This is a genomic window from Pseudomonas sp. B21-056 (genome assembly GCF_026016325.1).
Lineage (GTDB): Bacteria > Pseudomonadota > Gammaproteobacteria > Pseudomonadales > Pseudomonadaceae > Aquipseudomonas.
This window is the reverse complement of record NZ_CP087203.1, coordinates 1,657,932-1,673,342: the sequence shown is the minus strand read 5'-3', so window position 1 is coordinate 1,673,342 and position 15,411 is coordinate 1,657,932. Positions and strand designations below refer to the sequence as shown.

The following is a 15,411-nucleotide window of genomic DNA, read 5'->3' as shown; positions in this document are numbered from 1 at the left end:
GGAGCGGGCTAACGACGAACTGCGCCAGCCGGCGCGAGGCGGCCCTCTGTGTTTAGTTCACTGTAGGACGCTGCAGGACCGGGCTACACCGCCTTGCGCCTTTGCCTACAACTACGCCAGAATCCGCCGGCTTGTGCACCAGGGGGGCGAGATCTATCGTTTGCCAGTCGCTGACAAATCAGCGATCGGGTTTGGTAGCCCGTATGCCACATGACATATCGCATCACCTTGACGATGGCTTTCTTGGCATCTGTTCAATGGTGGTCATGCATGGAGCTCCACCTTATGCCCAACACCCCGGACACCAACCTCACTCCTCCCACGACAAAGCCGCCGATCGCGCCCTCGACTTTTACCTGAAACCCAAACCGAACGAGTCCGAGATCAATCCGCCCTCCGATCAGCTCTTTGCCGTCGTCAATGGCATCGACACTGAAGTCCTGCTCGCCAACCTCAGCGAAACCCTCGCCTCGGCCAATGCCATGGTCAGTGATCTGGCCTTCGAGCTGAACAATTCCCGGCGGCATGTGGCGTTGGGTATCCAGCAATTGATTGAACTGGCCGCATTGCTGGCGAACCGTGCACTGGATAACGTCGAACAGCGCTAGCCAAAACAAAACACCCTGTGGCGAGGGGATTCATCCCTGTTGGGGTGCGAAGCGCCCCCAAAACCGGACGACGCGGTGCATCTGGTAAACCCCATCAACCGATTTGCGACTGTCGCGCAGTCGGACTGGGATACCCCTCTCGCCATAGAAGTCTGCGCCCCGAGCAACTCCGGGGTGGCATCCGCCAATTCCACATCAACCGCTCGTCTTAAACCCACGCTCACCTGTAAGTTCTGACAGTAGGCAATTGCCTCGGCCTGGCGTGTGATAACCCTGTCCCAAGAGGCTCACATCCGTCACCTGCCAGGAGAATCCGATGGATATCCAATCTTCTACCCTGGACGATTTGTTCGAGCTGTACCCCGTGATCATCCCGGGTTGGATCACGCCAGTGAAACCGGCCGGCCTCGCCGATGGGGGGATTCCCAAAAGCCTTTATGACCAAGAGCCCCAAGGCCTTCAATGCCTGATTGATCCCTGGAGCGAACTCAAGCGCCAGTCGTGGACAATGGCGACGGATGATCGCGTCGATCTGTACGTCAATGACAATCCGACTCCCGTGGCCGGCAAGACTGTAGCACCGGGGGAGGAGACGGAACGCATACGCTTGAACATTCCCCACGGACAGCTGACGCCCGGGGTCAACAGGCTGCATTACAAAGTGACCCGTCCCGGTGAAAACGCCGCGCCGTCCAGGGACCTGCATGTCCTATATCACCTGCGTGCCCCCGGTGAGCCGGCACCGACAGGCCTGGATCTGGTGATCCCGCCCGATGTTGTCCGCGATGGGGTCAACGCCGAGCGGGCGGCGCAAGGCGTAGAGTTCGGTTTTACCTATACCAACCGCCGCCCCTACGACCGCATCAACTTTCTCGTGGGCGAAGTCACTGTTCCATTTGAGATAGTCGACGCCTCGCCGCCGGTAGTGAAGACGTTGTTCACCGACACCTTCCAACAGGCCGGCGACAACCCCGATACAGTGGTCGAGTTTACGGTGAGCGATCAATTGGGCAACTTCAACCGGTCACCCGCCAAGCGCCTGGATGTCCATTTGAACCAACTTGTCGCGCCGGAAATCACCTCGGTAAAAGATGACCAAGGCAATGAGATCCCCAATGGCACAAGCACCGGAGCGACCGCCGTAACGCTCGGAGGCACCGGGGTGAGCGATCAACGAGTGGAGATTTTCGACGACATGGCCTCCAAAGGTATCGCCTATGTCGACGGCGGCCTCTGGGCCCATGCCGTCATCGGCTTGGCTATCGGCCACCACTGCTTCACGGCCGAGGGGATCCACGGGGTGTCGCAACCTTGGACTTTCACCGTCGGCCCCTCGGACATCATCGACACGACCCCACATGTTTTTACCAAGGTGATATACACCACCAGCAATTTCCAGCCGAAAAATCGTTACTACGACCTGGAGCGCAAGCCTGCCGGCGGCACACCTCCCTATACCTACAGGTCCAGCAAACCTAGCGTTGCCACGGTCGATGCTGACGAAGGAGGCGTTCTGGTCAAAGGGGCCGGTACCACCACCATCACTGTCCGCGACTCCGCAGCAAACACCTCGAGCTACGATGTCACAGTCCACTTCGTGCACGATGTTATTTTCAATAATGGGAGTGCCTACATGGACGCGTGGCAAGCAAATGCCTGGGCCACTCCATACATCCAGTCCGGAGGCTTCAGGCCTGAATCCGGCTGGGGAAGCGCGCTGATTGCACGCTTTGAGATAGGAAGCGAGTGGCTATACCCTACCGCATGGATATGGGCTCCTCCGCCTCTTCCCCCGAATGGTAACTGGGGTTTTACCTCATTCCCCTCGGACATCGTGAGCTTTACCGACAACGCCACGCAGTTTGCGGGACGGGCCCTGATCTGTTTGCGGGTCATCGGGTAATACACAACCCTGAATCCCCGGGGCCGGCTGCGTTTGCATTCTTCTGCCCTCGACCGAACTGGGCGGATTGTCGGCGACCGGGCGCTGCATACCGATCCGCTTCAGCCTGTTCATCGCGGTGCTCCAGCCTAGTGCGGGAAGGCATCCGCCAATCCCACATCAACCGCTCGTCTTAAACCCGCGCTCACCTGTAAGTTCTGACAGTAGGCAATTGCCTCAGTCTGGCGTGTGATAACCCTGTCCCAAGAGGCTCACATCCGTCACCTGTCCGGAGCATCCGATGGATATCCAATCTTCTACCCTGGACGATTTGTTCGAGCTGTACCCCGTCATCATCCCGGGCTGGATCACCCCAGTGAAACCGGCCGGCCTCGCCGATGGGGGGATTCCCAAAAGCCTTTATGACCAAGAGCCCCAAGGCCTTCAATGCCTGATTGATCCCTGGAGCGAACTCAAGCGCCAGTCGTGGACAATGGCGACGGATGATCGCGTCGACCTGTACATCAATGACAATCCGACCCCCGTGGCCGGTAAAACCGTAGCACCTGGGGAGGAGGAGGATCGCATACGCTTGAACATCCCCCACGGACAGTTGATCCATGGAGTCAACAGGCTGCACTACGTCGTGACCCGCCCCAGTGACAATTCCTCGCAGCCCTCCAGGGACTTACTCGTGTTGTATCACCTGCGCGCACCCGGAGACCCAGCGCCTGAAGGCCTGGATCTGTTGATCCCGCCCGACGTTGTCCGCGATGGGGTCAGCGCCGAGCGGGCGGCACAGGGGGTGGAGTTCGGCTTCGACTATGCCAACCGACGAGACTACGACCGTATTCGCTTTATGCTGGGCAACACGACCGTTGAATGGGAAATCATGGACGGTTCGATACCGGTGGTGAAAACCCTGTTCACCGATACCTTTCAACAAGCGGGTGACAACTCCAACACGCTGGTGGAGTTCGTGGTTTTCGATCAGTTGGGCAACTTCAACCGGTCGCCGGCCAAACGTTTGGATATTCATCTGCATAGTGTGCTAATTCCTCCAACCCTCGACAGCGTAAAAGACGTCGACGACAAAGAAATTCCCGATGAAGGCCGGACGACTAACACCACGCTGAAATTATCAGGTCATGCACATCAGGGAAAAGAAATCGAGGTCTACGATGGAAGCGGAGCCAGCGCGGCTCCCATGGGTAGGGCGACAGCCGATACGACAACGGGTGTGTGGACGAAAGAAATAACCGTCCAGGTTGGTCCACACCGCTTGTACGCAAAATCGCTTTACCACAACACAAATGTGTATTCGAACGTACGTACCCTCACTGTGGTACGTCCGTTATCCATTGATCAATCCGAAATGCAGCTCAATCGTCTCAACTACTACAAGGCCCCCTGGTCACGGAGACAACCCGAAGTCATTGATAACGAGGAGCGCTTGGCCAGCGATGGAATGCCTCCATACATCTACACTTCCAGCAATTCCGACGTTGCAACTGTCAGCATGGCAACGGGGATAGTTCAAGGGCTACGTAATGGGGTCTCGACCATTGCAGTGACAGACAGCGATGGACAGACAGCCTCGTACGACGTCAGGGTATCGCGTAAATATGAAATCGTCGTCAATGGGGGCATTCTCAATGCCATCCAGGCTTACGACTGGCTATTGAGTATCGACTTCGTATACGACGCCGATTATGAATTCGCTTACCACAACATAGCTGACGTGTTTCAGGTCCCGGCAAACTGGACGAATTTATGGTTGGGTTCGTCAGCAATAGGTCGAGCCACCTACTACCGGTATCTTGAAATCCAGCTAAAACGGACCAACGCCATCACTGACCCATACCGTTCCGACGTTACTCAAGCGTTAGGGTTTCGGTCATGAAGTTATCGTTTAGCAGGAGCGGTAGCTGTTACCTGTCAGCCTCAGATACGGTTATGTCCATAAGACCCATAAAATGGTTTAGTCCACTCAATCTCAAGCCGTCCCAACCGTTCATCTTAAACCTGATCCCACCTGTAAGTTCTGACAGTAGGCAATTGCCTCGGCCTGGCGTGTGATACCCCTACCCAAGAGACTCACGCCCGTTACCTGCCAGGAGAATCCGATGGATATCCAATCTTCTACCCTGGACGATTTGTTCGAGCTGTACCCCGTGATCATCCCGGGTTGGATCACGCCAGTGAAACCGGCCGGCCTCGCCGATGGGGGGATTCCCAAAAGCCTTTATGACGACCAGCCCCGGGGCCTTCAATGCCTGATTGACCCAATAACGGAGATGCGGCGTCATTCCTGGCCGCTGGCGGCTTGGGATCGAGTCGACCTGTATGTCAATGACAACCCCGCTCCCGTCGCAGGCGATACGGTCAAGCCAGGGGAGGAAGAAGATCGCATGCCGCTGTACATCCCCCACGGGCGTTTGATCCATGGAGTCAACAGGCTGCACTACGTCGTGACCCGCCCCAGTGACAATTCCTCACAGCCCTCCAGAGACCTATTCGTGTTGTATCACCTGCGCGCCCCCGGAGACCCGGCGCCTGAAGGCCTGGATCTGTTGATCCCGCCCGACGTTGTCCGCGATGGGGTCAGCGCCGAGCGGGCGGCGCAGGGCGTGGAGTTCGGTTTTGCCTACACCAACCCGCGAAACTACGATCGCATCGATTTTTTGTTAGGGGATATCACCGTCCCGTTCGAGGTGGTCGACGCCTCGACACCCGTAGCGAAGACCTTGTTCACCGATACCTTCCTACAGGCGGGAGACAACGCCACTACATTGATCCAATACCGGGTGACCGACCAATTGGGCAACGCCAACCAGTCGCCAACCAAGCGCCTGGACATTCACCTTGGCCGCCCGTTGGAGCTCCTTCCGCCGACCATTGACGAAGCCCTGGGCGACCAACTCGACCCTGCCGATACACCCAACGGCGCCACGGTGCGGATACCGGCGGAGGTCAATCTGCTGGGGGGTGACTCCGGCGAAGTACGCTGGGCAGGGTTACCGGGGGCTGGCAGCATCAATGTGCCGTTTACTGTTTCGGCCAGCGAGGCGGGGCAGGACAAGACCGTACCCGTGCCGAAGTCAGTGGTGGAGGCCAATGTTGATCAGACCATCACGCTGGAGTACACGTTGCGGCGTCAGGGAGGCTCGCCTCTACCTTCGTCTCCGGCGGTCTATGACATACGGCGGCAGGTAGGCTCTGGACAATTGTTGGTCATGGGCGCGCGTAGTGTTTTTTTCAAACATTGGGTAACCAGCGAGATACGCCAGTTGACGGCATTGGATAAAACGACGCGTAAGCCGTGCGAGGCACTGTGGCAGTACGAAGGAGACAGTGAGAGTGTAAGCGCAAGCCACTTCCCGGATACCCAACCCTCAAAACTGCTGCACGTACGCAGCGGTAATGATGGGGTCCGTATCAACCCCGTTAACGTCTTCAGCAATGGTAACAATGTGTACACCGACCACGCGGCGCCCTATGCCGCTTTTGTGGCTCGACGTGACAGTGGTCATCTGGTCGGATGGGGCATGGCGGTGTATGGCGGTGATATTCCGTCGACCATCAGGACCTTCACCGACATCGTCGAGGTTGCCGGCTCAGCCTTTTCCTTCACAGCATTGCGCGCCAATGGCCATGTGGTCGCCTGGGGCAGCCTGGTGCACGGTGGGGAGGTACCGGAGTCGATCGCCAGGCTCAAGGATATCGATGCGGTATACGCTAACTCTTACGGATTTGCGGCACGCCGCACCAATGGCAGGTTGGTTGCCTGGGGTGATGAGAGATTTGGTGGCACGCTGCCAGGGCCCATCGAGGCGCTGGCTGACATCGATGAAGTCACAGGTGGTCATTGGGCTTTTGCTGCACGCCGTACCAATGGTCAAGTGGTCGCCTGGGGCCATCCTGAAACAGGTGGCACGGTGCCGAATGCCCCCCAATACAACGACGTTAAACGGATCATAGGCTCTGCCGCGGCTTTCGCGGCACTGCGTACCGACGGCAGTGTGGTCGCGTGGGGCCATGCCAGCGGGGGCGGTGAGGTGCCGCGCGACATCGCCACGCTCGACGACATCGTCGACGTATCCGCCACCCATGTGGATGCTAATGCCGATCGTGACCAGGGCGCCTTTGCCGCACGCCGGGCCAACGGGCATGTGGTCGCTTGGGGCCATCCATCCCTTGGTGGATCAGTGCCCCAGGATATCGCCGATCTGAACGACATCTTGCAACTGACATCCAGCTCGGGAGCCTTCGCCGCGTTGCAGGCCGACGGACACGTAGTCGCCTGGGGCCATCCGGAATATGGCGCGGCGGTGCCGGGGCCGATCCTCACCCTTGATAACATCGTGCAATTGACCTCCACACAAGGCGCTTTTGCCGCGCTACTGGCCGACGGCACAGTCGTGGCATGGGGGCTTACCGCTTGGGGCGGCGACACTCGGGCAGTGGCTGACCAGCTCTTCGATGTAAGGGCTGTCTACGCCAACAATCAGGCCTTTACGGCGCTGACAAACGATGGACGAGTGGTCACCTGGGGCTTGGCCGATGCTGGCGGCAACAGCGACGCCGTTCAGAACCAACTGCGCGGTCAAGTTTCCTACTATGCCACCCCTGCATCGCGCGGAACCGCGCTCACGCTTCTGGCTCGCAGCCAGGAAAGCAGAAGCAGTTGAAAGAATAAGCCACCCAACCGGTGAGGTGCTGTGCTGTGCGTTGGGCATTCAGCAACTGATCGAACTGAATGGATTGCTGGCAAACCGTGTGCTGGACAACGTCGACCCGCGCCAGCCTCTGACTCAAGCCTTGGGGATTCGGTCATGAGTGTTAGGCCAGTTCCCATGCAGACTCCCTCACCACAAACAGACTGCACCCCATGTGTTTACTTCACCGTAGGACGCTGCCGGACCGGGCTACATCGTCTTGCACCATTGCCTACAACTACGCCAGAATCCGCCGGCTTGTGTGCCAGGGGGACGGGCTCTATCGTTTGCCAGTCGCTGACAAATCAGCGATCGGGTTTGGTAGCCCGTCCTCCACATGACGCACAGCGTCACCTTCAACGGTGTCTTTTTGGCATTCGTCTTATGGTGGCCATGCGCAGGGCGCCCTCGGGCGCGCCGGCTTTCCATGTGGTCCGGTCTACCAACCTTCGTATGGCCGCCACCCTTCGTTTGGTAGCGAGGGTGATGGCTCCTTTCATTACACATGGAACTTCATCTTATGTTCAAAGTAACTCCCAATCCGCCAGACACCGACCCCACATCCTCTTACGACAAAGCAGCTGATCGCGCCCTCGACTTTTACCTGAAACCCAAACCGAGCGAGTCCGAGATCGATCCGCCTTCCGATCAACTCTTCACCGTAGTCAGCGGCATCGACACCGAGATCCTGCTCGCCAACCTCAGCGAAACCCTGGCCTCGGCCAATGCCATGGTCAGTGATCTGGCCTTCGAGCTGAACGGTTCTCGGCGGCATGTGGCGCTGGGCATCCAGCAATTGATTGAACTGGGTGCATTGCTCGCGAACCGGGCACTCGACAACGTCGAACAACACTAGCCACTCCGCCCTTGATCGTTCCCACGCTCTGCGTGGGAATGCCTCGACGGACGCTCTGCGTTCGGCTCTTGGGGACGCAGAGCGTCCCAGGCTGCATTACCACGCAGAGCGTGGGAACGATCAAAAAAAACCCGCCATATCCAAATCGGACATGGCGGGTTTTGTCATTTCAGCTCACCTCACACCGTATCCACCTTCAACGAATGATCATTCAACATCCCATTGATAATGGTCGCCGTGTCCGCCCCGCCCGCAATCATCCCCCCTGCGCCCGGTGTCACGCCGTAGTGGCTGGCGAGGTCGACGCCGGCCAGATCGATGGTCTGGTTCGGCGTGGCGCCGGCGGTGGCGCTGACGTCGATGCTGGTGATGACCGATGCGCCGCTGCCGGTAACAGTGAAGTGCAGGTAGTCGTCCAGCGATGCACTGGTGCCGTTTTCTCCCTGCAACAGTTGTGACAGGTCGAGTTTGTCGAGGCCGGGGGTGAAGTCGGTGATCACATCATGACCGCTGTTGCCTGCCTGCCACTGGAACGTGTCGGCGCCGCTGCCGCCGGTGAGGGTGTTGTTGCCCAGGCCGCCGATCAGGATGTCATCGCCACCACCGCCGTTGAGCACGTCATGACCCAGCCCGCCGTCGATGCGGTTGGCGGCACCATCGCCGGTGAGGGTGTCATTGAAGTTCGAGCCGACGAGGTTTTCGATGCCACCCAGGGTGTCGGTACCGGCACCCAGCGTGTTTTGCGCGGCAAGCAGGCCCAGGTTCACCGTGACGCCGGCGGTGGCGTGGGCGTAGCTGGCGGTGTCGTTGCCGGTGCCGCCGTCGAGCAGGTCATTGCCCGCGCCGCTGTAGAGCAAGTCGTTGCCTGCTCCGCCGTGCAAAGTGTTGTTGCCCGAGCCGGCACTGAGGATGTCGTTGCCCTCCCCGCCGTTGAGGATGTTGTCGCCACTGCCGGCCAACAACACGTCATCTCCCGTGGTACCGGTCAGGGTATGGCCCGCCTGGTAGCTGATGCTCACCGCCGCGCTGTCGCTGCCGCCGTGGTTATCGCTGGCGGTGTAGCTGCCATGGTAATCCGGCGTGCTGTCCTGGGCGCCGGCGTAGTTGACGGTCAGGGTCAGTTGGTAGTTTTCCGCAGCGTTGGCGTTGCCGCCACCGGGGTTGGGGATGTTGGTGACATGGATCTGGTAGTTGCCGTCCGCCGCCGCAGTGAACGAAGCCCCATCGTTGATCGCGATGAACGGCCCGCCATTGAGGGAGTATTCCATGGCAATGCGACCAGCCGCGAGATTGTGGTCCAGGGTCAGGGTTTCGCCCTGTTTGAGGCTGATGTTGAGCCGGTCCTCATCGTTGGTATTGTTGTTGGAGACCATCCCCAATGCGCCGCTGACCACCAGCATCGCGGTCATGGCTGCGGCGTTGGCGACAAAGGTGCCGCGGTCGAGGTTGATCGACTGCACGTTGTTGCCAGTGAAACTGACCGTGCCGGTGCTGCCGGTGAAGTCCGCGCCCTTGGCGACCCAGCCGGTGTTGAAGCTGGTGGGTGAGGCGGTCAGCGGATCGCCATTGGCGTCGCTGTCGTTGCCCAGCAGCAATTCCCCCGGCACCACGATATTGCCCGACAGCACATTGGTGATGATGAGGTCGTCGACCGCCACGGGTGGGCTGTTGGGCACGATTTTGATCACCAGGCTGGAGCTTGCCAGGTCGCCATCATTGTCGCTGACGGTGTAGGCGATATTTTCGCTGATCACCGTGCTGGTGGTGGTCTGGGAGGTGTAGCTGTACTCGCCGCTGTCGAGGTTGATCACCAGCGTACCGCTGTGGGCAGTGGCGATGCTCACGCTGTTGTTCAGGCTGTTGAAGGTGCCATGGTTGGCCCCGCCACTGGCCGTCAATGCGCCCTGCCCACCGTTGGCGGCCGGGTCATAGCTGTACGTGGTGCCGTCGACCACCAGGCTTTTGACATACCCGCCGTCGGCGCCAAACGTGCCGCCCTCGCCCAACAGGCTGCCGGTAACCGGCACGCCCTGTACGGTGCCGGACAGCACCGAGTTGAGCTGGTTGAGGTCGGTCACCACCACGGCGTTGGTGTTGGTGTGGGTGCTGCCATCGTAGGCCAGCGGGTCGAGGTTGGCATTGCTGACGCCGCTGCCCAGGCCGATGGCGTAGTTCTTGATGCCGTTGGCGTCGAGGAAGGCTTTCCAGGCCGCTTCGTCTGCCGCACCGGTTTCCTGGCCGGTGGTGGGCTTGCCGTCAGAGAAAAAGTAGCCGATGTTCTGCGCCCCGGGCAGTTGCCCCGAGGTCACGAACGCCGTCTTGGCTGCCGCCACCGCAGCGTCATAGTTGGTCCCGCCGCCCGCCGACAGGCTGGTGAGCAGCGTCTTGGCGGTGGCCACATCGACCCACACCGAAGTCTGGTCGGTCGCGCTGCTGCTGAAGGTCACGAGCTGGACTTTCACATCCCCCAGGTCGTCGTATTTATCGAGCAAGGCGCTGATGGCCTGCTTCGCCAGGTCCAGCCGCGACAGCCCTGTCACGCCAGAGGCATCGGCCATGCTGCCGGAGACGTCGAGCACGATCAGCAGGTTCGAATCGATCTCCAGCGCCGTCACCGAACGTTCGGACGCGACGGCTGTGGGCACATCGTCGACGATGCTCACCACCAGGCTGCCGGTAACGTGGTTGCCCAGGGAATCCGTGGCCTGGTAGGTGAAGCTTTCGCTCAAGACATTCGGACCGTCATTGGCATGGGGCGTCGTCGTGGCAGGCGAGGTCAGCGTGTAGGTGTAGGAGCCATCGGGATGGAGCGACAGCTGACCGTAGGCGCCCGTGGCGTTGCCCACCAGGGTAAAAGTCAATGCCCCGGTGGCACCGGTCACCGAGCCGACAAGGCTTCCGGTGGCGGTTTCGCTGGTGGCGCTCGGGTCGCTGCCGGTGACCGTGCCGGGGGCCAGGTCCTGGCCGTCCTGATGCAGGTCGAGGGCTTTTTCGTAGACGGTAATGTCGTGGTCGGTTTCGGCGACCAGGCAGCTGTCATGCACATTGATAGTGAGGGTGGTGGTGCTCTCGTCACCATCGGCGTCACGCACGGTGTAGGTAAACACATCGGTGGCGCCCGCTGCGCCGACAGCGTCCGGGTTGCTGTGATAGACGGCGTTACCGCTGGCGTCCAGGGTCAGGTAGCCGTAGGTACCGTTGATCTGGGTGTTGAGGCCGCCAATCGCCGGGGTTGACGTGTCGCTGCCACCGCGCACGCCGACCACCGTCCCGCCATCGGCGCCGAGCACATCGTTGTCCAGTACGTTGCCATTGACCGTTCCGCCCTCCACCACCGAGGTGATGTCGGCGCGGGCCTCAGGCACGTCATCGACGATGTTGATGACGATGGTGCTGGTGACGGTGTTGCCCAAGGAGTCCGTGGCCTGATAGGTAAAACTTTCACTCGTCACGTTCGGGCCGTCGTTGGCGTTGGGTGTCGTCGTGGCGGGCGAGGTCAGTGTGTAGGTGTAGGAACCGTCTGGGTTGAGCAACAGTTGCCCGTGGGCACCGGTGGCGTCGCTCACCAGGGCGAAGGTCACGGCGCCAACGGCACCGGTCACCGCCCCGACGAGACTGCCGGTGGCGGTTTCGCCGGTGGCACCCGGGTCGCTGCCGGTGACCGTGCCGGGGGCCAGGTCCTGGCCATCCTGATTCAGGTCGAGGGCTTTTTCGTGGACGCTGATGTCCTGGTCCGGCGTGGCGACGAGACAGACGTCATGCACGTCGATGGTGATGGTGGTGGTGCTTTCATCGCCGTCGGAATCGCGCACGGTGTAAGTGAACACGTCCGTGGCGCCGGGTGCGCTGACGGTGTCCGGATGGCTGTGATAAACCGCGTTGCCATTGGCGTCCAGGGTCAGGTAGCCGTAGGAGCCGTTGATCTGGGTGTTGAGGCCGCCGATTGCCGGGGTCGAGGTGTCGCTGCCGGCGCGTACGCCGATCACCGCGCCGCTGGCAGCAGGCCCATCGGCACCGCCCACGTCGTTGTCCAGGACATTGCCGCTGACCGTCCCGCCTTCGTTCACCGAGGCGGAATCGGCGTGGGCGGTGGGCAGGTCATCGACGATGTTCACGTCGAGGTTGCCGGTGGCGGTGGTGCCGTTGTCATCAGTGACGACGACATTGAATTGCTCGCTGAGGCTGTTGGCACCGTTGGCGTTTGGATGGGCATCGTTGTCCAGCAAGGTGTAGCTGTAGCTGACCACGCCGGTGGCGGCGTTGAAACCGGTGATGGTCAGGGTGTTGCCCAGCGCCGTGGTGATGGACTGTGGAAAACCAGCGACCACACCACCAGTGACGACGTTGATGCCGCCCACACTCATGGTCTGCACGCCGTCCAGCGCGGTGATGGTGAAGGTGCCGCTCTGAGTCAACGCCGATGCATCCGGGCTGCTGCCATCGCTGAGGTTTTTTTCCTGCACCGTCAACTCACCGCCCTCGGTGTCCAGGCCGCTGATGATCACCGGATCGTCGTTGTTATGGACTTGCAGCACCAGGTTCGCGGTGCTGGTGTCGCCATCCGCATCGGTCAGGGTGTAGGTGAAGGTTTCAGTGCCGTTGCCGCCGCCGTGCAACCCTTTGAAGTCCGTGTCGGCGGGGTTGAGGGTGTAGGTGTAGGAGCCATCGGCGTTGAGGATCAATGTGCCGTAGGTTCCGGTGAAGGTGCCTGGCGTTACAGGGCCAGAAGCCACGCGGTCGGCGCCTTCGGTGTCGTTGGTCAGTACGCTGCCGGTCAGGGTCAGGTTGGTTTCCGAGGCGGTGCCGGCGTTGCTGTCGTCCGCGGCGTGAGGCAGGTCATCGACAACGTTCACGTCGAGGTTGCCAGTGGCGGTGGTGCCGTTGTCATCAGTGACGACGACGTTGAATTGCTCACTGAGGCTGTTGGCGCCGTTGGCGTTTGGATGAGCTTCGTTGTCCAGCAAGGTGTAGCTGTAGCTGACCACGCCGGTGGCCGCGTTGAAGCCGGTGATGGTCAGGGTGTTGCCCAATGCGGTGGTAATCGACTGTGGAAAACCAGCGACCACACCACCGGTGACGACGTTGATGCCACCCACGCTCATGGTCTGTACGCCGTCCAGAGCAGTCACGGTGAAGGTGCCACTTTGAGTCAGCGCCGATGCATCCGGGCTGCTGCCATCGCTGAGGTTTTTTTCCTGCACCGTCAACTCACCGCCCTCGGTGTCCAGGCCGCTGATGATCACCGGATCGTCGTTGTTATGGACTTGCAGCACCAGGTTCGCGGTGCTGGTGTCGCCATCCGCATCGGTCAGGGTGTAGGTGAAGGTTTCAGTGCCGTTGCCGCCGCCGTGCAACCCTTTGAAGTCCGTGTCGGCGGGGTTGAGGGTGTAGGTGTAGGAGCCATCGGCGTTGAGGACCAGGGTGCCGTAGGTTCCGGTGAAGGTGCCTGGCGTTACAGGGCCAGAAGCCACGCGGTCGGCGCCTTCGGTGTCGTTGGTCAGTACGCTGCCGGTCAGGGTCAGGTTGGTTTCCGAGGCGGTGCCGGCGTTGCTGTCGTCCGCGGCGTGAGGCAGGTCATCGACAACGTTCACGTCGAGGTTGCCAGTGGCGGTGGTGCCGTTGTCATCAGTGACGACGACGTTGAATTGCTCACTGAGGCTGTTGGCGCCGTTGGCGTTTGGATGAGCTTCGTTGTCCAGCAAGGTGTAGCTGTAGCTGACCACGCCGGTGGCGGCGTTGAAACCGGTGATGGTCAGGGTGTTGCCCAATGCGGTGGTAATCGACTGTGGAAAACCAGCGACCACACCACCGGTGACGACGTTGATGCCGCCCACGCTCATGGTCTGTACGCCGTCCAGAGCAGTCACGCTAAAGGTGCCGCTCTGAGTCAGCGCCGATGCATCCGGGCTGCTACCATCGCTGAGGTTTTTTTCCTGAACCGCCAGCTCACCCCCTTCAGCATCAAGGCCCACCAACACCACTGGATCGTCGTTGTTGTGCACTTGCAGCACCAGGTTCGCAGTGCTGGTATCGCCATCAGAATCGGTCAGGGTGTAGGTGAAGGTTTCGGTACCGCTTCCCCCGCCGTGCAACGCGACGAATTGCGGGTCGCTGGTGTCCAGGGTGTAGGTGTACGTGCCGTTGGGGTTGAGCACCAAGGTGCCGTAGGTTCCGGTGAACGTCCCGCCGATGACCGGGCCGCTGTCGGGACCGGTGGGAATGCGGTCGGCGCCCTGGTGGTCGTTGGGCAGTACGTTGCCAGTGAGGGTGACCAATGTTTCCGATGCGAGGCTTTCGTTGTTGTCGTCGATCGCCTGGGGCACGTCGTCGGTGATGTTGACGTCCAGGGTACCGGTGACGCTGTCGCCATCGGTGTCCACGGCCACGACCGGGAAGTGTTCGGTGAGGGTATTGGCACCGTCGCCGGCGGGATGGGTTTCATTGTCGATCAGGGTGTAGTTGTAGCTGACCACCCCGGTGGCTGGGTTGTAACCGGTGACGGTCAAGGTGTTGCCCAGTGGGCTGGTGATGGTCTGAGGGAAGCCTGTGGGTACGCCGCCGGCGATCACGCTGATGCCGCCGATGCTCAGGCTGCTCAACCCGTCAGGGGCATTGATGGTGAAGGTGCCGCTCTGTACCAACGCGCCTGGATTGCTGGCTGAGCCGTCGGGCAGATTGGCCTCGTTGGCGGTCAGTTCACCGCCCTCCACGTTCAGCCCGTCGAGGGTCACGGGGTTGTCCGGGGTCACCGGTGGCACGGTGTCATTGTTGCCGTTGAGGTTCGCATCGCCGGCCAGGCGTATGAGAGGGAACTCAGGAATCCCGTTGAACCCGGCCGTAGGGAAGCCGATGTGCGGTGCAACGACGCCGCCCACTTCCTCCAGCAGCACAAAACTGTGCCCCCCGCCCAAAGCACCGGCCGCATTCCCGGCACCGGGGCCAGCGGCCGTGGCTTCGCCGGTCTGGGTCGGGTCGGCACCGGCGGCGATGGCTTGCTGCAGTTTCTGCACATCGGTCAGTTGCCCGGTCGTCGGGGTCACTGCTTCAGGCGTATCGACATGGGGTGCCTGGTGGGCGAGCAACTGCGTAGAGAGCGTCAGGTTGCTTTCGCGCCCAAGGGTCAGGTCCTGGCCGTTCGTGAGGTGAACGGCCACAGCCCCTACGGCACCGGTGATCAGGTGCTCGCCGGCATACAGCCGATCTCCTTCGACCAGCGGTCGCCGCTGGCCTGCGGCCGTCTCTGCGAAAACCTGCCCCACAATCTTGCTGACCGTACCGATGAGCGCTGCCATGTGCATTCCTCCCGTTGCCGACCACAGTCGGCACTGTCTGGGTGAAGAAATTCGT

At 60.7% G+C, this 15,411-nt stretch carries 6 protein-coding genes; 5 read left to right on the top strand and 1 reads right to left on the bottom strand.

What is annotated here, in order from left to right; all coding sequences use genetic code 11:
* The first annotated feature begins 266 nt into the window (after positions 1 to 266).
* From LOY67_RS07490 to LOY67_RS07470, 5 genes are all read left to right on the top strand, one after another.
* A complete protein-coding gene (locus LOY67_RS07490) occupies positions 267 to 608 on the top strand; it encodes a DUF6124 family protein (RefSeq protein WP_265066614.1) in 342 nt (113 codons plus the stop codon).
* Positions 609 to 924: 316 nt separating this feature from the next.
* On the top strand, positions 925 to 2,511 hold the full coding sequence (locus LOY67_RS07485; RefSeq protein ID WP_265066613.1) for an Ig-like domain-containing protein: 1,587 nt from the start codon (positions 925 to 927) through the stop codon (positions 2,509 to 2,511).
* 280 nt (positions 2,512 to 2,791) lie between these two features.
* Positions 2,792 to 4,393, top strand: a complete 1,602-nt coding sequence (locus tag LOY67_RS07480) for an Ig-like domain-containing protein (protein WP_265066612.1) — start codon at positions 2,792 to 2,794, stop codon at positions 4,391 to 4,393.
* Positions 4,394 to 4,616: 223 nt separating this feature from the next.
* Positions 4,617 to 7,181 carry a hypothetical protein gene (locus LOY67_RS07475; protein ID WP_265066611.1) on the top strand — a complete coding sequence of 855 codons (2,565 nt, stop codon included), beginning with the start codon at positions 4,617 to 4,619 and terminating at the stop codon, positions 7,179 to 7,181.
* 547 nt (positions 7,182 to 7,728) lie between these two features.
* On the top strand, positions 7,729 to 8,064 hold the full coding sequence (locus LOY67_RS07470) for a DUF6124 family protein (protein WP_265066610.1): 336 nt from the start codon (positions 7,729 to 7,731) through the stop codon (positions 8,062 to 8,064).
* Positions 8,065 to 8,243: 179 nt separating this feature from the next.
* On the opposite strand, the gene LOY67_RS07465 is transcribed toward LOY67_RS07470, so the two are convergent.
* A complete protein-coding gene (locus LOY67_RS07465) occupies positions 8,244 to 15,356 on the bottom strand; it encodes a retention module-containing protein (protein WP_265066609.1) in 7,113 nt (2,370 codons plus the stop codon).
* Positions 15,357 to 15,411: the final 55 nt, after the last annotated feature.